This is a genomic window from Streptomyces sp. LUP47B, from assembly GCF_001746295.1.
In the GTDB taxonomy this organism is placed as follows: Bacteria; Actinomycetota; Actinomycetes; order Streptomycetales; family Streptomycetaceae; genus Streptomyces.
On record NZ_MJAH01000004.1, the window covers coordinates 346,539 to 364,689 of the forward strand.

Annotated in this window: 21 protein-coding genes and 1 pseudogene; 12 read left to right on the forward strand and 10 right to left on the reverse strand. The window is 71.1% G+C overall.

Going from position 1 to position 18,151, the window contains the following annotated elements; all coding sequences use genetic code 11:
* Positions 1–483 precede the first annotated feature (483 nt).
* Positions 484–669, reverse strand: coding sequence for a hypothetical protein (locus BFN33_RS15120; protein ID WP_069760539.1), 186 nt, complete (start codon positions 667–669; stop codon positions 484–486).
* Positions 670–876: 207 nt separating this feature from the next.
* On the opposite strand from BFN33_RS15120, the gene BFN33_RS15125 reads away from it, so the two are divergent.
* Genes BFN33_RS15125 through BFN33_RS15135 form a run of 3 tightly spaced genes read left to right on the forward strand, consistent with a single transcriptional unit; the run spans position 877 to position 2,466 of the window.
* Positions 877–1,080, forward strand: a complete 204-nt coding sequence (locus BFN33_RS15125) for a hypothetical protein (RefSeq protein ID WP_069760540.1) — start codon at positions 877–879, stop codon at positions 1,078–1,080.
* Positions 1,077–1,799: a molybdopterin-dependent oxidoreductase gene (locus tag BFN33_RS15130; RefSeq protein WP_069760541.1), complete on the forward strand. Its 723-nt coding sequence runs from the start codon at positions 1,077–1,079 to the stop codon at positions 1,797–1,799. Before BFN33_RS15125 ends, BFN33_RS15130 begins: the two co-directional genes overlap by 4 nt.
* The gene (locus BFN33_RS15135) at positions 1,783–2,466 is read left to right on the forward strand and encodes a cytochrome b/b6 domain-containing protein (RefSeq protein ID WP_256122761.1); all 684 of its coding nucleotides are present in this window, start codon (positions 1,783–1,785) and stop codon (positions 2,464–2,466) included. The genes BFN33_RS15130 and BFN33_RS15135 overlap by 17 nt, the downstream gene beginning before the upstream one ends.
* 169 nt (positions 2,467–2,635) lie before the next feature.
* Here BFN33_RS15135 and BFN33_RS54285 read toward each other — a convergent pair.
* A pseudogene (locus BFN33_RS54285) lies at positions 2,636–2,866 on the reverse strand (helix-turn-helix transcriptional regulator); the annotation flags it as partial.
* A gap of 103 nt (positions 2,867–2,969) precedes the next feature.
* On the opposite strand from BFN33_RS54285, the gene BFN33_RS54290 reads away from it, so the two are divergent.
* From BFN33_RS54290 to BFN33_RS15155, 3 genes are all read left to right on the forward strand, one after another.
* Entirely contained in the window at positions 2,970–3,197 is a 228-nt protein-coding gene (locus BFN33_RS54290) for a hypothetical protein (RefSeq protein ID WP_256122762.1), read from the forward strand.
* Between the two features lie 228 nt (positions 3,198–3,425).
* Entirely contained in the window at positions 3,426–3,878 is a 453-nt protein-coding gene (locus BFN33_RS15150) for a dihydrodipicolinate synthase family protein (protein ID WP_107487982.1), read from the forward strand.
* A gap of 51 nt (positions 3,879–3,929) precedes the next feature.
* Entirely contained in the window at positions 3,930–4,373 is a 444-nt protein-coding gene (locus BFN33_RS15155; RefSeq protein ID WP_079140832.1) for a PaaX family transcriptional regulator C-terminal domain-containing protein, read from the forward strand.
* Between the two features lie 113 nt (positions 4,374–4,486).
* Here BFN33_RS15155 and BFN33_RS15160 read toward each other — a convergent pair whose 3' ends face one another.
* Positions 4,487–5,134 (reverse strand): TetR/AcrR family transcriptional regulator, encoded by a 648-nt coding sequence (locus tag BFN33_RS15160; protein WP_069760545.1) that lies wholly within the window; start codon positions 5,132–5,134, stop codon positions 4,487–4,489.
* Positions 5,135–5,316: 182 nt separating this feature from the next.
* On the opposite strand from BFN33_RS15160, the gene BFN33_RS15165 reads away from it, so the two are divergent.
* The 5 genes from BFN33_RS15165 to BFN33_RS15185 all read left to right on the forward strand — a co-directional run bounded on the left by BFN33_RS15165 (position 5,317) and on the right by BFN33_RS15185 (position 9,306).
* Entirely contained in the window at positions 5,317–6,873 is a 1,557-nt protein-coding gene (locus BFN33_RS15165; RefSeq protein ID WP_069760546.1) for a bifunctional 3-(3-hydroxy-phenyl)propionate/3-hydroxycinnamic acid hydroxylase, read from the forward strand.
* Entirely contained in the window at positions 6,870–7,958 is a 1,089-nt protein-coding gene (locus tag BFN33_RS15170) for a S9 family peptidase (RefSeq protein WP_069760547.1), read from the forward strand. The genes BFN33_RS15165 and BFN33_RS15170 overlap by 4 nt, the downstream gene beginning before the upstream one ends.
* A gap of 110 nt (positions 7,959–8,068) precedes the next feature.
* The gene (locus BFN33_RS15175) at positions 8,069–8,386 is read left to right on the forward strand and encodes an iron-containing alcohol dehydrogenase (RefSeq protein WP_370743291.1); all 318 of its coding nucleotides are present in this window, start codon (positions 8,069–8,071) and stop codon (positions 8,384–8,386) included.
* A gap of 120 nt (positions 8,387–8,506) precedes the next feature.
* On the forward strand, positions 8,507–8,965 hold the full coding sequence (locus BFN33_RS15180; protein WP_069760549.1) for an SRPBCC domain-containing protein: 459 nt from the start codon (positions 8,507–8,509) through the stop codon (positions 8,963–8,965).
* Positions 8,962–9,306 carry a helix-turn-helix transcriptional regulator gene (locus tag BFN33_RS15185; protein ID WP_069760550.1) on the forward strand — a complete coding sequence of 115 codons (345 nt, stop codon included), beginning with the start codon at positions 8,962–8,964 and terminating at the stop codon, positions 9,304–9,306. Before BFN33_RS15180 ends, BFN33_RS15185 begins: the two co-directional genes overlap by 4 nt.
* A gap of 15 nt (positions 9,307–9,321) precedes the next feature.
* Here the strand turns inward: BFN33_RS15185 and BFN33_RS49770 are convergent.
* The 4 genes from BFN33_RS49770 to BFN33_RS15210 form a co-directional block, all read right to left on the reverse strand.
* A protein-coding gene (locus tag BFN33_RS49770; RefSeq protein WP_088245336.1) for an IS5 family transposase occupies positions 9,322–10,148 on the reverse strand; the annotation gives its coding sequence in 2 pieces (ribosomal slippage) (positions 9,322–9,788 and positions 9,788–10,148; 828 coding nt in all).
* 157 nt (positions 10,149–10,305) lie between these two features.
* Positions 10,306–11,013 (reverse strand): B3/4 domain-containing protein, encoded by a 708-nt coding sequence (locus BFN33_RS15200; RefSeq protein WP_069760552.1) that lies wholly within the window; start codon positions 11,011–11,013, stop codon positions 10,306–10,308.
* Between the two features lie 32 nt (positions 11,014–11,045).
* Complete coding sequence (locus BFN33_RS15205; protein WP_069760553.1) at positions 11,046–11,693, reverse strand: FMN-binding negative transcriptional regulator; 648 nt, start codon at positions 11,691–11,693, stop codon at positions 11,046–11,048.
* Between the two features lie 44 nt (positions 11,694–11,737).
* The gene (locus tag BFN33_RS15210) at positions 11,738–12,574 is read right to left on the reverse strand and encodes an EamA family transporter (protein WP_069760554.1); all 837 of its coding nucleotides are present in this window, start codon (positions 12,572–12,574) and stop codon (positions 11,738–11,740) included.
* A 116-nt stretch (positions 12,575–12,690) separates the two neighbouring features.
* Between BFN33_RS15210 and BFN33_RS15215 the strand changes: the two genes are divergently transcribed.
* Positions 12,691–13,278 (forward strand): helix-turn-helix domain-containing protein, encoded by a 588-nt coding sequence (locus BFN33_RS15215; protein WP_069760555.1) that lies wholly within the window; start codon positions 12,691–12,693, stop codon positions 13,276–13,278.
* A 49-nt stretch (positions 13,279–13,327) separates the two neighbouring features.
* Here the strand turns inward: BFN33_RS15215 and BFN33_RS15220 are convergent, their stop codons facing one another.
* The 3 genes from BFN33_RS15220 to BFN33_RS15230 all read right to left on the reverse strand — a co-directional run bounded on the left by BFN33_RS15220 (position 13,328) and on the right by BFN33_RS15230 (position 17,973).
* Positions 13,328–13,870, reverse strand: a complete 543-nt coding sequence (locus tag BFN33_RS15220) for a serine hydrolase (RefSeq protein WP_069760556.1) — start codon at positions 13,868–13,870, stop codon at positions 13,328–13,330.
* Positions 13,849–14,664 carry an MBL fold metallo-hydrolase gene (locus tag BFN33_RS15225; protein ID WP_069760557.1) on the reverse strand — a complete coding sequence of 272 codons (816 nt, stop codon included), beginning with the start codon at positions 14,662–14,664 and terminating at the stop codon, positions 13,849–13,851. Before BFN33_RS15225 ends, BFN33_RS15220 begins: the two co-directional genes overlap by 22 nt.
* A 537-nt stretch (positions 14,665–15,201) precedes the next feature.
* Positions 15,202–17,973, reverse strand: coding sequence for a helix-turn-helix transcriptional regulator (locus tag BFN33_RS15230; RefSeq protein WP_069760558.1), 2,772 nt, complete (start codon positions 17,971–17,973; stop codon positions 15,202–15,204).
* Positions 17,974–18,151 lie beyond the last annotated feature (178 nt).

Here is an 18,151-nt window from a genome sequence, read left to right on the forward strand (position 1 = left end):
TTGGAGTCAGCGTCCCGACGCCGGCGGTGGCTCCGCAAGGCGGCTTCTGCCAGACGGAAGAGCTTCCGCGAAGAGGCTGTTCAGAGGGTCGGCCGAGGGGTGCTGCTGTTCGGTTCGCACTTGACGTAGCCGTGAACGGCGACGGCGAGTGCGGCTACCTCGCTGCGCGGCATGCACACGGATCCGGCCACCCGCTCGCCGGCCGCCACGCTGCGCGCGCCTTTCGCGGAAATGCCGTCCGAGCACATCGTGCCGGGCCTCGACCGTGACCTCGACGAGGCGCTGCACAACGCCGTAACGCGACGCACTCACCCTCCGCACGGACCGGTTCGCCGTCCCCGGCCGGTGCACCCGGGGCGGCGGCCCGAAGCCGGTGCCTGCCCGTCCGGGGCCCGGCCGGTCCCGCTCGGGGCCGTCCTTGGCGCTGACGGAGGGTCAGCCGGACGCGATGCGAGTGGCTCTGCGGTGTGGCCGACGCCCGGCTCACCGGAGTGCCTCGAGCGAGGTGTGCGGCGGGATCGGCCGGCATGTCCCCTGGCGTTCGACACGACAGCCGGTTCCGGGGACGGTGGTGAGCAGGCGCTCGCCGAACGGGCCGTGGTGCTCGACTCGGGTGAGCTGCGCGCGGCCGATGCGCATGGCCGCGATCACGTCGCTGGGTACATCCACGACGGCGGACCGTTGCCAACGGTGAGAGTTCGGTACATGAAGTTGAGCGTTGTACTTATTGGGCTCCGTCTGTCGATATAGCGTGACTCCGACGGGACGATCAACGCCCGCACGACCCACGCACAGGACACCCCGGCCCGTGGCCGGCGGAGTCGGACCCGGAGTACTGACCCGCGTGAGTCTTCGACAGCTTCCTGGGAGCACGGCATGAAGATCTGGATTCGTTTGGTCGTCGGGGTTCTGCTGCTCTTCTCCGGCGTGGTGTGGAGCCTGCAAGGATCCGGGGCGGTCGGTGGCAGCGGCATGTCGGGGCAGGCCCAGTGGCTGGTGATCGGCCTGTTCGTGGCTGTCGTCGGCGCGGTCCTGCTCGTCGGCGGAGTCAGGAAGCTGCGGGCGGGAGAGAGGGCTTGACCGAGGACGCGGACCGCCGGGGCAGGCCGGTCGGGCGACGGGTCGTCCTCGGCATCCTCGGCCTCGGCGCCGTCGCGGTGCCCGCAGGCGCCCGCCTGCAGAACGTGACGGACGGTCTGCTGGCCACCGTGAGCAGCAAGGACCCCACGGGTCTGACCGGGCTGCTGCCGGGCGGCGGGGGTTTCCGCTTCTACTCCGTCGCCGACAGCATTCCGCACCGCTCGGCCGCCGACTACCGGCTCACCGTGAAGGGCCTCGTCGACCGCCCGGTGACGTACACACTGGAGCAGTTGAAAGCCATGCCGCGCACCCGTCTGGTCCGGGACGTCCAGTGCGTCACCGGCTGGCGGGTGCCGCAGACGCCCTTCGCCGGGGTGCGGCTGTCCGACCTGCTGGAGACGGCCGGGGTGAAGCCGGGAGCGAAGGCAGTGCACTTCACCTGCTTCGACGGCGTCTACACCGAAAGCCTCACCCTGGAGCAGGCGCGGCGCCCCGACATGCTCGTCGCCTACGAGATGCAGGACAAGCCGGTCACCGCCCCGCACGGCGGTCCAGTGCGGCTGTATGCCGCGCCGATGTACTTCTACAAGTCGGCGAAGTGGCTCTCCGAGATCACGGTCACCGAACGCGTCGTACCCGGCTACTGGGAGCCGCGCGGCTATGACATCGACGCGTGGGTCGGCAAGTCGAACGGACGCGACGATGACTCGACCGGCTGAACCGCCCGAGCTGATACGGCGCTTCACCGTCGCCGAACGCTGGATCCACCGCTCCACGGCCGCGCTGATGGGTACCGCCCTCGTCACCGCCGCCTTCCTCTACCTGCCCGCCCTGGGCGAGCTCGTGGGCCGGCGACGCCTGCTGGTGACCGTGCACGAGTGGGCGGGCGTCACCATGCCCGTCCCGCTGCTGGCCGGGCTGGTCTCACGCGCCTTCCGCGCCGACCTGGTCCGCATCAACCGTTTCGGTCCGCACGACCGTGGCTGGATACGCGCGACCGTGCGCCGGCGCCCGCACCCGGCGGGGAAGTTCAACGCGGGTCAGAAGCTGTACGCGGCCGTGATCTCGGGAGCCGCCCTGGTGATGATCGGCACCGGCCTCATCATGTGGTTCCCGCGTCTCACGGCGCTGTTCCTGCGCACGGGAGCGACGTTCGTCCATGACTGGCTGGCCCTGCTCATCGGTGCCCTGGTCGGCGGCCACATCTGGATGGCCTCCAAGGATCCCGAGGCGCGCACCGGCCTGCGCACCGGCCTCGTGTCCCGCTCCTGGGCCAGGCGCCATCACCCCCTGTGGGAAGGCGAACAGCCCGGCGAACACAAGCTGTCGAAGGCCACGCAATCCGTCCGCACAGCCGCCGAGAACGACGTCGGTCCCCTCGACTGAGAGGGAGCCCGGAGAGCCACCCGCGTGCGAGGGGGCCGCACACACCGGCGGTCCCGGTACGTCGTTCCCCGGAGGCTCTGAGAGGTTGGCTACGTCGGCGCCGTGTGCCTCTGGGCCTGCGGCTCTCCCGCTCGCCGAGGTGGTGACCGCCGACCCCGGCCCGGGTCTGGGAGGGCGCGGCACCGAAGCGTCGGCGACAGGCGGCGGAGAACCGGCTCAAGTGGCTGAAGCCCCACCGTCCGGCCGCCTCGGTGACTCCCGTGGCGCCCGTGAGGAGGTCGGCGTGAACACGATCCAGGCGGACGTTGCGCAGGTACGTCAGCGGGGTCACGCCGAGAGTCCCGACCGTAGGCCGAGTCGCCCGCCACGCATCCCAACGGGACCTCCCTCGACCGGGCACCGCGCGGAACTCCGGCGGCAGATCCGCAGCGCGTCGTCCATGAGCGGGTGACCGCGGGGACGGCCGGCACCGGATTCGTGGCAAGGGCCCATCGTGACCGATCGTGCTCAACGCCGTTGACAGAACGATGGCCGTGGAGCTGCACCAGGCATGGACCCGCGTGATGGCGTCGCCCGACCTCGACGCAGTGGTGGTGGTCGGGGCCGGGGCGGAAGCGCTCTGCCTGGGCCTCGTTCGGCGGGACGCCCTCGCCGTCCCGGCGAACGCACTCCGACCGCCGTCTCGTGGCATTCCGCTCGTGGCGGCCGTCAACGGCGTCGCGTGCGCCTAGGCGATCGATCTGATCGCTGCCGCCGACGCGGTGGTGGCCGCCCCGCACGCCCGTTTCTTCTCCGACCGGCCGCCTTCCCGCCTGTCCCGACACGGGTCGGTCCGCACGCAGGAGATACCGGCGGCCGAACTCGTGGACACCGTCGTGCCGCTGTCGCAGTTGCGCAGGGAAGCCGAGAGAACAGCCAAGGTCCTCACGAAGCGGGTGACCCGATAAACGAGACCGTCGATGCACTTCCTGCCCGACCCAATCGGCTCGATCAAGATTCCCGGTGTACCCGAAGACCCGGCGCAGGCCAAGGCCCGGGTCGACGCACTGCGGGCGCTGGTCCCGGAGACGGTCACGATCGGTGTGAGCGGCGACCACACGGCCGCCCGGGGTCTGAGCGCCGGGTGCGACGCCTGGTACTCGGTCGTCGGCGGTACGTTCCCGCGAACTGCTCTCGCTCTCACTCGCGCAGCTCGGAGCGGCGCCGCCGACCGGGCGCTGGACCTGTCCGGCGAACTCGAGCCGCTGTGGGCACTGTTGCGCCGCCACGGCAGTCTGCGCGTCATGTCCGCTGCCGCTTCACACCTTGGCCTGACGGAGGAGCCGAACCTGCCGCTTCCCCTGCGCGGACTGGACGAGGCCGCGCGTCAGGACGTCGTCGCCGTGCTGAGCTCCCTCGATCTCACCGCCTGAACATGCGTGCCGTGAACCGTCGGACCACCGGGGCCGGGGCGAACGCGACAAGTGTGTCGACTCCGACGGACGGCCGCGGGGGCGGCCTGGCGCGCTGCGCCCGGCCGGATCGACGTGGAGGAACTGCTGGACGACATCTTCCCCGCGGAGGCACTCGGCCTGGTGCAGGCGTTCCACGGTGCCCCAACCGGACCGAGCAGTCCTGAGCAACTGCTGCGCGCGGCCTGGGACTTGGCGGCCCTGCGTGCGGCGCACCGCGGCTTCCTCGACCGTTGGGAAGCCGCGGACCCGGCGTCCGCCGAAGCCCTGCCCCAGCTCCTGATGCTCCCCGACGACTGGGGTCAGCTGTTGCGCACCGACCCCGGACTGCCCGCCGCCCACCTGGACGCGGACTGGCCTGCCGAGCGCTCCGCCCGGACATTCCGGCGTCTCGAGGCGCGCCTCGGCCCGCTCGCGGACGAACAGCTCCTGGAGTTGACGGACGCGCAGGGCTGAGCCGCAGAGGTTTGTGAATCACGTTTCACATCAAGGCTGAGGCGAGGCTCGCATACGGCCGCATCGCTCGCCAGGACTTGTGTGCGCACCTTTTTACGACGGCAGGCCGGGGGTCAGTCGCCTTCCGGGGCGTCGAGGAGGTAGGAGACGACCGCGGTCTGAAGGTGGCTGCGCAGTTCGTTCCAGGGGAGCGGGCGGTCGGACTCCAGGAATTCGCCCTGCGTGACGCGGTGCGCGATCGAGGCGTAGATCAGCCGGTAGGCGAAGTCGAGCGCCGCCTCGGGGTCCGCATGCGCGATGGGGGTGTTGCGCAGTGTCCCGGCGAAGTGCCGATTGCCCTCGATGCTGACGCGGGAGCCCTCGATCCGTACCGCTTCGTGCCGGGTGCCGAGCAGCAGGAAGACGCGCAACAGGGCTTCGTGCGCCTGGAAGGCATCGGTGAGCGCGCCGACCGCCTCGGCGATCGCCACGGCCGGGTCGCGCAGGATGCGCAAGCGCTCCGCGGACATGCGTTCCGTGATCTCGGCCTGGAGGTTGTCGGTGAAGGCGTGCTGGATGGCCAGCAGGAGTCCTTCCTTGTCGCCGAACCGGCGGTAGATACTGCCGACCGCCATGCCGGCCCGCTCGGCGACCGCGGCCACGGTCAGCGCGTCCACTCCGCCCTCTTCGAGCAGCGCGTACCCGGCCTGCATGAGGTCCTGCTGCGAACGGCGACTGCCTTCCCGGAGGGCGGCGGGCCTGCGGGTGGGGGACTCGGTCATCTGCGCAGTTTATCGGCCGGACTCTTGACGTCCATGTTGCCATTGTGTGAATCTCGATTCACTCAAAGTGTGAATCTTGATTCACGCAAGCTGCGGCGGACACTGCACGGTCACGCCCCGGCCTCTCCCTTCCCCACCACGACCCCCTCGCAACGGCGCGGGGCTGTCTCTGGAGGCGTCTGATGGCTCCGCACTATGACATCGCCGTCGTCGGCTACGGTCCGACCGGACTCGCCGCGGCGTCCCTGCTCGGCCGGCTCGGCCACCGGGTGGTGGTCTGCGAACGCTGGCCGGCGCTGTACGGACTGCCCCGCCTCACCCACATCGACGACGAGACCGCCCGCACCATCCAGGCGGCAGGCGATGTCGACGAGGCACTGCGCGACTCGTCGATGTGTCAGTACCTGTGGGTCAACGGCAAGGGCGAGACCCTGGTGGACATCCCGGCGAACCCGAGTGGCCCGATGGGGTATCCGGATCACATCTCCATGTACCAGCCGGATGTGGAGAGCGCGATCGACCAGCGGCTGCGCGGCTACGGCACGGTCGACGTCCGCCAGGGCTGGGCGGTCACCGGCCTCGACCAGGACGACGACGGCGTGACCCTGCGCCTGCGCGGCTGGAACGCCGACGCGTGCACCGCCGACGGGCCGCACGCAGACGTCCGGGCCCGCTATGTGATCGCCGCCGACGGCAGCCGCAGCGGGGTACGCGAACTGCTCGGCGTGGAGCGGCAGGACTTCGGCTTCAACGAGCAGTGGGTCAACGTGGACGCCGAGTGGCTGCGTCCCCAGCCGCCGGAGTTCGCGTACGGCACCCAGTACTGCGATCCCGCCCGCGGGCACATGACCATCAACATCGGTCACACCCGCCAGCGTTTCGAGTTCGCCCTGCTGCCGGGCGAGACCCGCGGGGAGATGACCACTCCGGAGGCCGCCTGGCGGCTCCTGCGCGAGTACCACGACCTCGGCCCGGACGACGTGCGGATCACCCGGCAGCTGGTCTACGGCTTCGAGGCCCGCATCGCCGACCGCTGGCGGACCGGCCGGGTCTTCCTGGTCGGCGACGCCGCCCACACCATGCCCCCGTACCTCGGACAGGGAGCCTGCAGCGGCCTGCGCGACGCCACCAACCTCGCGTGGAAACTGCACCTGGTGCTCGGCGGCCAGGCACCGGACGCGCTCCTGGACACCTACGAGAGCGAGCGCCGCCCGCACGTCACGGCCCTCACCCACGCGGCGATCGGCCTCGGCAAGGTCGCCAACACGCATGACGTCGAGGCGGCGGCGGCCCGGGACGCGGCCTTCTTCGCCGGTAAGGTGCCCCCGCCGCCCCCGTTCCCACCTCTTGCCCACGGAGTGCTGCGCCCGGGCACGGACGCGCCGGCCGGCACGCTCACCCCGCAGGGCCGTATCGGTCTGCCCGACGGGCGCACCGGGCGCTTCGACGACCTGACCGGCTACGGCTTCGCCCTGGTCACGGCCGAGGATCCCACCGCCGCCCTCGGGCCGGAGCGGCTCGCCATGCTGGAGCGCCTGGGCTGCGCCGTGGTCGCCCTCGACACGGTCGACGACCTCGACGGACGCCACCGTGAGTACCTGCACCTGCTCGGCGCGGTCGCGTATCTGGCCCGCCCGGACTTCGTCCTGTTCGGCACCGCCGTCGACAGCACCGACATCGGCGCGCTCGTCGACGCCCTCGACACCGCGCTGACCGCACCCGTGAAGGTGATGGCATGACCGAGAAGCCGCAAACGCCCACGCTGTCGCCGCTGGTCTCCGCCCAGCACCGGGCCATGCCCTTCACCCGGCTCACCGACTGCGGCATGGATCCCGCCGACGCCCGCCGCCTGCTCGCCGATACCGCGGCCGGCACCCCGTGGCCGGACGTCGCAGCGGCCCTCGCGGAGGCGCAGCTCGAACGAGCCCGGCGCGCAGGGGAGTCGGGACACGGCGCGACCGCCCGGCAGGCATTCCGGTTCGCCGCCGCGGCCCTGATGTTCGCGCAGATGGCGTATCAGACCGACACCGCGGAGAAGCGGGAGCTGTACGCCCGGCACACGGCCGCGGTCGCCGCTCTCGCGCCCGGCGTGGAGCGCATGGAGATCCCGCACCGCGACGGCGTTCTCGGCGGCTGGCTGTGCCTGCCGGCCGGCACGCCCCGGGCCACCGTGATCGTGTGGGGTGGGCTCAGCAGCTGGGGAGCGGCGTATCTGTCGGTGGCCGACGCGTACACCACGCGCGGCCTGGCCTGTCTGCTCGTGGAAGGGCCCGGCCAGGGCGAGTCACGGCTGCGCCACGGGCTGTACGTCGACGAGCAGGTCATCGAGGGCTTCGCCCGCTTCGTCGACCTGGTCGAGAACGATCCCCGCCTCGACGGACCGATCGGCGTCCAGGGCATCAGTTTCGGCGGTCTGTTCGCCGCCCATCTGGCCGCCGCGGACTCGCGCGTCGGCGCTGTGGTCGTCAACGGTGCTCCGGCGGTACCGACCGTCCCGGAATTCCGCACCGCCCGCGAGCAGTTGTCAGCCGTGGCCGGCACGGACGAGCGGGGCAGATTGACCGCGGTCATGGACAGCCTGCGCTTCGACCCGGACAAGCACCGCATCACCTGCCCGCTGCTCCTGCTGCACGGCACCCAGGACCCCCTGGTCCGCTACGAGGACCAGGAGCCGTTCCTGCGCGCCGCCGACCCCGCCACCTCCACGGTGCGGATCTGGCCCGACGGCGAGCACACCCTCTACAACCACGCGGCCGAACGCGACGCGCTCACCGGAGACTGGTTCGTCGACCGTCTCGCCGGCCGGGGCACCTCCGAGAGTTAGGAACGCCAGGTGGACTTCACCGTCGAGACCGCCACCGTCGCGGTGCTGGACAGCTTCGGGGAGACCGAGGACCAGCGGCTGGGACAGGTCATGGAAAGCGGGGGGCCTGGCTGTGCGGTGCCTGCCTGGGGGCCACCACGATGTCGCTGCACCACAAGCTCTGCCACATCCTCGGCGGCACCTTCGACCTGCCCCACGCCGAAACCCACACGATCCTGCTCCCGTACGTCGCCGCCTTCAACCTCCCGGCGGCACCGGCGGCCGGACAGGCGCTGAGCCGAGCCCTGGCCGCCGACGACGTGCCGGGACACCTGGCCCGGACGAGCGTGGAACTCGGCGCCCCACGCTCCCTCGCCGACATCGGCCTGACCCAGGACGACGTGGACGAGGTCATCGGCCAGGCAGTGGACCGGCCTTATAACTCCTAACCAAATGCACGGTGTGGATCTGGCGCGGGGACTCGCCACCCGATGCGCAACCAATTGGTTGCGCATCGGGTGGCGAGTGTGCAACCTTGAGGTGGCAGGCCCAGACGAGATGAGGTTGCAATGATCCACGACACGATCGAACGCACCATCGCGATCAACGCCCCCGTGCAGCGGGTGTGGTCCGTGCTGACCGAACCCGCCTTCCTTGGTCGCTGGTTCGGCAACGGAGAGCCAGTCAAGATCGACCTGCGCCCCGGCGGTCTCCTCATCTTCGACCACGGTGTCCATGGCGTTATCCCCGCCCGCATCGAGACCGTCGAGCCGCCGCGGCTCTTCTCCTGGCGGTGGTCTCAAGGTGCCGCTGGAGAAGAGCCGGAGGACACCAATGCCACCCTGGTCGAGTTCACGCTGGCCGAAGACGACTCCACCGGAGGTACCCAACTCACCTTGACTGAGAGCGGATTCGCGCGGCTCGGGCTGCCAACCGCCGAGGCTGCCGAACGTCACCGCGCCAACAGCCAGAACTGGCCCGGCAAGCTCGATCAACTGCGCGCGGTCTGCGAGCCGACCAAGGCATGACCCGCGCCGCCGAGGACGATCAGGTCTCCGAGCATGTTCTGGTAGCCCTGGCTGACCCGATTCGTCGAGAAGTCCTCGCCATCCTTGCCCGCGAAGGCGGCGCCACACCGACATCCCTGGCAGCGAGCCTCCCCGTCACCCGCCAGGCGGTGGCCAAACACTTGGCCGTTCTGGACCGCGCTGGACTTGTCCGAGCCCACCGGGCCGGCCGCGAGGTCCGCTACGAAGCCGACCTGCAACCGCTGAAGCAGACAACGCAGTGGATGGCCACCCTCGCCGCCCAGTGGGAACACCGCCTCAACACCATCAAGGCCCTGGCGGAAGGCGCCACTGAGCCCTGAATCCCACATGCCACGTCACGAACCCGTCGCACGGCACAATCTCCTCCAGCAGATGAGCGCGCACCCGAGGGTGAGGAAGGCTTCGTGGATGTCGTCGCGTATCTCCCAGCGGATGCGTAATCGGCGGAACCAGTGCAGGAGTGCGAAGCTCTGTTCGACGACCCACCGGTGGGCGCCCAGGCCTGAGCCGTGTTCGGTGCCGCGGCGGGCGATGACCGGGGTGATCCCGACGGCCCGGACCTGCTTGCGGTACTTGTCGTGGTCGTAGCCGCAGTCGGCGTAGAGGCGGTCGGGGCGTTGGCGGGGTCGTCCGCGTCGGCCGCGTACTGGCGGAAGGGCCTCGATCAAGGGCATGAGCTGGGTGACGTCGTTGCGGTTACCGCCGGTCAGGGAGGCGGCCAAGCGGATGCCGTGCGCTTCGGTGATCAGATGGTGCTTGGAGCCTGTTCGGGCACGGTCGACCGGGCTCGGTCCAGTTTTGGGCCGCCCTTCATGGCCCGCACATGAGAGCCGTCGATCACCGCCCGGGACCAGTCCAGAGCGCCGGCGGCGTGCAGCTCGGCCAGCAGCGATTCATGCAGACGCTGCCACACACCCGCGTCATTCCAGTCCCGCAGGCGCCGCCAGCAGGTCATACCGGAGCCGAAGCCCAGTTCCTGGGGCAGAAACTCCCACGGAATGCCGGTGTACAGCACGAACAGGATCCCGCACAGGACCTTGCGGTCGTCCAGACGCCTGCGCCCCGGGTGATCCGCGCGGCGGCGCACGACCGGCAACAACGGCTCGATCCGCGCCCACAACTCATCGGACACGATCCACGGCAGCTGCTCACCCCTCCTCATGTGAAGGCTAACGCATCATCAAATGCCAACATTCCAAGGGTAGAAGTAGCATTCTGTTAGGAGTTCTTACGTCAACCCGCGCCCGGTCACGTCCGATGCCCTTCGCTTTCTGCTCACGGCAGCGCTGAACGGCGCCCTCGCGCCTTGATGTGGCGTCTCAGGCGGTGGTCCGGGGTTGGGCCGGACCGAGGTAGTGCACGGCGGTCTGTGCGGTGTGCGGGGCGAGCAGACTCTGCAGCTCTTCCGCCGCGACCTTGAGGAGGTCGCCGTCGCGGGTGGCGTGGAGGGTCTCGAGGACGAAGGCCACGTGGGTGGAGTCCTCGGTGACGCGGGTGCGGTGGGCGTCTCGGTGGTTCCAGTGGCGGGTCAGGACACCGGTGGTGTCCGCGTAGATGATCTCGCCGGGCTTGGGGTTCTCGGTGCTGTCGGGTTCGCCGAGCGGGGTGAAGGACTCGGTGCCGTCCGCGTAACGGATGTCGACGTCGCCGGTGACGTGGTCCAGGTCGAAGGCTCCGGCGGGCAGGCCGTGCCGGACGGAGACGGCGTTGTAGGAGTCGACGGCCGGGTTGACGCGCGGCAGCGTTCCCTTCTTGGCGAGGCGGCGGCCGAGCGCGTCGACGCTGGGGCGGATGCGGCGGGGGTTGGTGCCGAAGGAGCGGTACGCGGTGTGCCAGGCCTCGATGCGGGGGTCGGTCTCGTCGGCAGGGTGCCAGGTGCCGTCGGCGAGCTGCCGCTCCAGGTCATCCAGGGCCGCGGTGGTGCGGGGCCAGGATTCCCGTCCACGCAGGCCGGTGGCGGTGACCACGGCGATCAAGGTGTCGGGGAAGGCGTCCGCGACGGCGGAGGTGATGCGGAAGGCAGGCATGGGCGGGTTTCCGTTTCCGGTGTGTGCGGGTGTCAGGGCTTCCAGGGGCCGATGCGGCCCAGGCGACGGCGCTGCTGGAGTGCGGTGGGCACGTCGAGGCCCTGGCCGCGTGTCGTGAGGTGGTCGGCGACGGTGCTGCGATGCTCGACGGGTTTGTGGTCGTCGTACTTGAACTTGGCCCGTACGTCGGTGACTTCCAGGCGCAGGCCGCGGATGCCGGGCAGCATCCGGCCGTACGGCGGCTGGTCGACGGCCACGGGGGCGTGGTCGCCGTCGGGCTGGAAGTGGGCGAGCTGGCGGCGCAGCAGCTCTGCCTTGGCCTCGGGGTCGTCGACGACATGGGCTCGGCAGGTGAACTGGACGGCCGCGTAGTAGCTGGTCGGGACGCCGTCGGTGGGCGGAGTGCCGGTCTTGGCGCGCCAGGGCCCGGGGACGAAGGCGTAGTCACCGAAGACGGTGAACAGGACGTTCGGGTCGTGCTCGACCGCCTCCCAGACCGGGTTGGGCCTGGCGAAGTGGATCAGGAGGCTGGTGCCGTCGACGGTGAAGTGAGTGGGCACGGCGACGGGCGGGTGGCCGGGCAGGCCGTTGACACTGAGCTGTCCGAAGTCGTGGCCATCGGCGATCCAGGTCTGCCATTCGGCTTCGTCGAGGCCGGCGTCCCAGGGCTGGATGAACATGCTGATCTCCTTGCGGTGTCGGCTCCGGAGGGGTGCGGGGCTGTTCAGGAAAGGGCGAGGAGGCCGACGGCGACGGCGGCGGTGCCCAGGCCGACGAGCTGGCCGCGGTGGACGCGTTCGGCGAGCACGGCGCGGGCGAGCAGGACCGTGCCGGCCGGGTAAAGGGCGACGATGACGGCGACGACGGCGAGGTCCCCGCTGCGGGCGGCGAGCAGGAAGAGCAGATTCGCCATGGAGTCCAGCACACCCGCGGCCGCGGACATCGCGTACGCGGGCCGCTTTGAGCCCAGCCGGCGGTGCATCACCCCCGCCGCGGCCAGAGTGACGGCCGAGGAGACCGCCCTTCCCACGATCAGCGGCGCCACTCCGCTGTCGGACGGCGCCTGGTGCAGGAAGATCAGCTGGAGGGCGATGGCGGTGCCGGCGCCGAAGGCCAGCAGGAGCGCCGTACGGGAGGGGCGCGCCGACCCGGCGCCGTGTCCGGCACTGACCAGCAGGACCGCCACCAGCGCGAGCGGCAGCCCCACCAGCCCGGTGACGGCCAGGTGCTCGCCCTGCAGCAGGCCCACCCCGACGGGCAGCGCGGCGGACACCAGCGCGGTCACGGGCGACAGCACGTTCATCGGGCCGATCGCCAGGGTGCGGTAGAGCAGGGCGAACGCGGCGGCGGAGGCGACGCCGGACGCCGCTCCCCAGCCGAGGGCGCCCGCGCCGAACGAGGCGCCGAGCACCGGCCACAGCAACAGCTCGACCGCGAGAGAGGCCGGGGCCGCGATCATCACGGTACGCAGCACATGAGCCTTACGTGCGCCGAGGCCGCCGAGGAAGTCGGCGCATCCATAGGCGAGCGAGCTGCCCAGGGCCAGCAGCAGAGCGAGCACAGCACATCCCTTACTATCATCGGAACGACTGAACCGTACAACGCAACGACCGTCCCGTGTCAACCGAACGACCGCGCGGTGCATTCTGATGTGCCGACGGCGAGGATGGAGATGAGATGGCCGAGCCAGCCGCAGCCCTGCGGACGGTGGCGCACAACGTCCGCGCCGCCCGCACCCGGGCAGGCCTGTCCCTGGACGAACTGGGACGACGCGCCCAGGTCAGCAAGGGAGCCCTGGTGGCACTGGAGAAAGCCCAGGGCAACCCGAACCTGGCCACCCTGGTCCGGCTGGCCGACACCCTCGGAATCTCGGTGTCGGCCTTGATGCAGGGACCGGCCGAAGGCCGCGTGCGCGTGGTGGCCGAAGACGCGGTGGCGCCCCTGTGGACCGGGGAGAAGGGCAGCGAGGCGCGGCTCATGTTGACGACCTCGGGCCCGGCCCCGGTGGAGGTCTGGCGCTGGCGACTGGAACCGGGCGAGGACTACCCCAGCCACCCCCATCAGGCCGGAGTCGTGGAAACCGTCAGCGTCACCTCAGGCCGGATGACCCTGGTCGTCGACGGCACCGAGCACGCCCTGGAGGCCGGACAGACCGCCACGTTCGAGGGCGACTCCCCGCACACCTACCGCGGTTCGGGTACCGAGACCTGCAGCCTGATCATGACGGTCCACCTGCCGCCCGGTCCCGCCGCCTCCACGACCTGACCGGCGCGGCGCCGGCCGGTGATGCGGGAGCCGGCGAGGAGAGCGCTGATCACAGGGCCGCAGCCACTGCCGACAGCAGGCGCCACAGCCGGGTGTGGGGCGTGGGGTCGGGGATGGCGCGGTTGGTGAGATAGCTGAACGTGGTGCCGGACTCCGGGTGGGCGAAGGCCAGATGTCCGCCGAGGCCGTCGTGGCCGAACGAGCCGCGGCCGAGCATGGGCCGGCGTGGGGACGACAGCGCGAACACAGTGGCGAAGCGGGTGGGCTGGTCGACCAGGACCTCGTCGGGCCCGTGGGCCTGCCGGCGTCGGACCCGGTCGACGGTGGTGGGCGAGCTGGTGCGCAGCGGGCCGTCGACCACGCTGGAGTAGAGCCGTGCCAGTGACCTGGCGTCGAAGACGCCGTTGGCGGCGAGGATCTCCGGCTGCCGCATCACGGGATCGTCGAAGAGGTCCGCGGTGACGACGGGGTTGTTGAAGGTGGCGTGGGTGAGGGTGCCCCGGCTGGCGGCGGCCGAGGCCAGGAAAGCGCCGATTCCCGGTCTGGGAGCGGCTTTTCGATGAGGGCGGATCAGCGGTTCAGTCGCACCCACGTTCCATGGGGTGCGGCCCGCAGCACGGCGGAGAGGCCGGCTTCGTGGAAGGCCAGCTCGATCTCCGACAGCCCTTCGGAGAAGTGGGCCCAGGCGTCGTAGTGGGCCGGGACGACGGTCTCCGCGCCCAGGACGGCTGCCGCGGCCGCGGCGGCGCGGCTGTCCAGCGACAGCGGACGGCCGTCGAACTTCGCCGGGACGCGTGCCGCTCCCACGTGCAGGACGGCCGCGTCGATGTCGGGCACCCGGCGGGAGATCTCCGCGACCGTGCGGATCGAGGCGTTGTCCCCGCTCACATACACGGTGGGAAGCCCCTGCCCGGAGAGCACGAACCCGGTGACCTCGCAGTTGACGTTGCCGTCGGCGTCCCGCTCGCCGTCCTCGGGGCCGTGGACCGCGGGGACCGCCAGCACGGTCAGGTCGCCACCGCCGTCCGCGCGAGGCACGGAGTGACCGGTCCACGGTGCGAGGCCGACGGCCGGAGAACCGAGCCGTCCGGCGGTCACAGGGCCGGTGAGCACCAACGGGGCGGCCTTCGCGAACGCGCGGCCACGTTCGTCGAGGTTGTCCGGATGCGTGTCGTGGCTGACCAGAACGAGGTCGGCAAGTCCGACGCCGTCCTCGTCGACGGCAGGGGCGGCCGTCTTGGTGAGATAGCCGTGGGGACCGGCGTCGTCGAAGGTCGGATCACTGACGATGCGTAGTCCGCCGAGGTCGATCACGGCCGTCGGGCCACCCAGGACGGTGATCGCGGCTTCCTGTCGGGACAAACCTGCGCTCGGGGTTTCGCTCATGCCCTCGACGCTAACCACGCCGGGCTCCTGGCGGTAATGCTTTTGCTGACGAATCCATGCCCGTCAGGCATGGATTCCCGACCGGGACAGCTGCGGATCACTCCGGTACGGCGGCGTCCAGGAACCGGCGGATCAGTGTTCGCCGAGCGTCGGGGAAGTGGACGAGGCTGACCGGGCTCGGCGGTGCGCTGGCCAGGGGAACGAAGCGCAGGGCGGGTGCTGGGTAAGGCGCTGTGCGACCTCGGGGACGATGCCGATGCCGCGGTTGGCGGCTGACGCGCTGCTGGACCCGGGGATCGGGCAGCAGCCGGCTGAATCCGAGCCGCAGGGTGACGCGGTGGCTCACGACGGCGAGTGCCTGGTCGAGGGTCGCGAGAACCCGCAAGACCGCCACCGCCCGCCGGCCCGACGACAGCCAGGTACGCGCGGACTTCGCGATGCCGACCCACTCCTGAAGACCGGATCGGACGGGCAGCCGAGGCGTCCGCCGGCCTGCCGCGGCCGTGCCGGCGCTTCAGCACATCGGCCGGGCGGCGGTCAGCCGATCAGATGCAGCCCGTCTCCGAAATCGATGCGCGCGAGATCGGCGCGCGAGACGATACCGAGCTTGGGGAACACGTTGGCCAGGTGATGACCCACCGTGCGAGGACTGATCAGCAGCTGTGACCCGATCTCCCGGTTGGTGAGCCCCTGCGCGGCCAGCCGTGCGACTCTCAACTCCTGCGGCGTGAGGATGGCCGCGGTGTCCCGTACCGGTGCGGAGTCGCGGCGCGGGTGCTGCCCGGTCAGTTCCTGTTCGGCCCGGGTGCGGGCGAGCAGGGGCGCCGCGTCCAGTCGCCGGAAGGTTTCCGCCGCTTCGGCGAGCTGGGTCCGGGCGTCGGTACGGCGGCGGGCCCGCCGCAGCCACTCGCCGTAGAGGAGGCGCGTGCGGGCGTAGTTGAAGGGCCGCGACCGGGCTCCGGGAACATCCAGCGCAAGCCGGAACTGCTTCTCGGCGTCCGCTCCGGAGGCCAGCAGGGCATGGACGAGGTGCGTCGCGGAGATCGCCCACGCCGCCCCGGTCCGCTCGGCCCACCGCCGCAGCAGCCGGGCCTGTTCCTCGGCCGTCGCCCGCTGCCCTGCCTGGAGGGCCGCCTCGGCGGTGTCCGCCGCGGCGAGCACGGCGATGGTGGGGTGCGCGGAGTGGTGCCCGTGCTCGGTCAGCCGGACCAGGCGGTCGAGCGCCTCCTCGGACCGGCCGGCGAAGAGTGCCGACATGCCGAGGTTCCACTCCGCGCCGGCGCTGAAGACCAGCACCCCACGCGGCACCCATTCCTCGATGAACCGGGCGGCGAAGTCCGCGACGGTCCGCTCGTCGCCTCGCGCGGCTGCCAGCCATCCGAGACCGGCGCGGCACTGCGCGGCCAAGTGGTCGTCGCCGGTCCCCTCGGCCACTTGGAGCCCCTCGAGGGCGTTCGCCTCGGCCGAGGTCCACGAGCCTTGCGCGATGTCGGGCGCCACGGTCTGGGCCAGCGCCTGCGTCAGGGCAGTGACCTGGTCCGTGTGCCGCAGCGTGTCGGTCTGGCGGCGGAGCGCCTCCTGCAGGGCGGACTCGATGCCCCAGGCCACCGCCAGCGGTGCCGGTGGCATCAGGAGCCAGGAACTGCCGCTGAGCCGGGTGAGGATGTCAGCGACGGGGGCCCCGATCCGGTTCGGGTCATCGGTGCCGCCGACCCCGTCCACCGCCCACCACTGGCGCAGCAACGGCAGCAGATCGGCGTTCGGGAAGTCCCCTTGCGGGAGCCGCCGCTCGAGCCGCTGGAGCGCCTCGCGCTGGAGTGCGTCATGACTGGCCGCCCACGCCGCCCGCAGCGCCATGCTGCCGAGCTTCAGCGCCTGCCCGGGATCGGCCACCCGCTCCATGTCGCGCGTCAGCTGACGGCAGGCGGTTTCCAGATCGCCGTGCGCGAACTCGATCAGCCCGCGCAACCCCTCGCTGAGATCCGCGACCGTGGTTGCGGAGGAGACCCCTTCGGCCCGCTCCAGCATGCCCCGCGCCGCGTCGACGTGGCCGGCCTCCCAGGCCGCCCTCGCCCCGTAGGACAGTCGCCGGGCCGCGTCGTCCGTGGCGGGTGACAGCCTCGCCGCACGCCGCAGGGCACGAGCCGCCGTGGCACAGCCGCCGCGCGCCCATGACCGTTGAGCCGACTCCTCCAGGAGCCGGGCCACCTGCTCGTCGGTTCCGCCCGCGGCCTCCGCGGCCGCGGCGAGGTGCCAGGGGCGCAGCTCGTCGGCGTACTCACCTGTCAGGACGGACGCGAGCGCGCGATGAACCGTCTGCCGGTCCGTGGCCGGCGCCACGTCGTAGACCACCGCCCCCATGAGCGGGTGGCGGAAGCGGATCCGGCCGTCCGGGTCCGGGGTGAGCAGGCCCGAGTGCATCGCCTCGTCCCACGCGGCCGCGTCGAGGTCGAGCAGAACTCCGGCCTGGCGCAGGGTGGTTCGGTCGCTGCGGTCGTCGGCGGCCGTGAGGAGAAGGGCGGTGCGGGCAGGCGGGGACAGCCTCTCGGTACGGGCCCGGAAGGCACGGCGCAGGCGGGGTCCGACGGCGATCCGGTCGTCGGCGTGAGGGTGCGTCGAGAGGTCGCCGGCCGCCATGGACGAGGGCAGCTCCTGGAGTGCGAGGGGATTTCCCGCTGCCGCGCGGACCGTGCGGCGGATCACTGCCTCGTCCGCGTGCGGAGCGACGGCACGGGCGAGGAGCCGGGCGTCCTCGTCGTCCAGCCCGCGGACCTCCATCGCCGCGAGCTTGTCCCAGGTTCCCCCGACGGGGTCGTCGTGTCCGCTGAGGAGCATGGCCACGGGCTCGTTGCTCAGTCGGCGAGCGGCGAAGGCCAGGCACTGCGCGGACGGTTCGTCCAGCCACTGGGCGTCGTCGGCGACGATGAGCACCGGCCGCTCCTTGGCCAGCTCGCCGACGAGCGTGGTTACGGCCACACCGATCAGAAACCGGTCCGCCACGTCGGTGCTGGTACCGAGCGCCCCGTTCAGGGCCTTGGCCTGCGGCTGCGGGAGCGTGCTGATCCGCTCCGTCACCGGCCACAGCAGTTCGTGCAGCGCGGCGAAGGCCAGCTCCGACTCAAGACGGGTACCGCGGCATCTCAGGACGGTGAAGTCCGCGGCGGCCGAATCGGCCACGTGGTCGAGCAGGGCGGTCTTACCGATGCCGGGGTCGCCCCACACCGTCAGGGCCGCGCCGGTTCCTTGACGGGCACCGTCAAGGAACCGGTCAAGGGCTGCCTGCTCCCGGCGCCGTCCGTACAGATCCATTTGTTTGAAAGCTTAAAGGGCTGCTGTCTCCCGCAGCCAGTGCCGACGACCCGGGTTCAACGACACCTGGCCAAATCTTGACTGACACGGTGACGGAGTCGTCTTCCTCGCGGAGTCGTCTTCCTCGCTTTTTCGTAGCGCCGGGCGTGATCAGTGCGCTCACGTCCCGCGGCGTGCG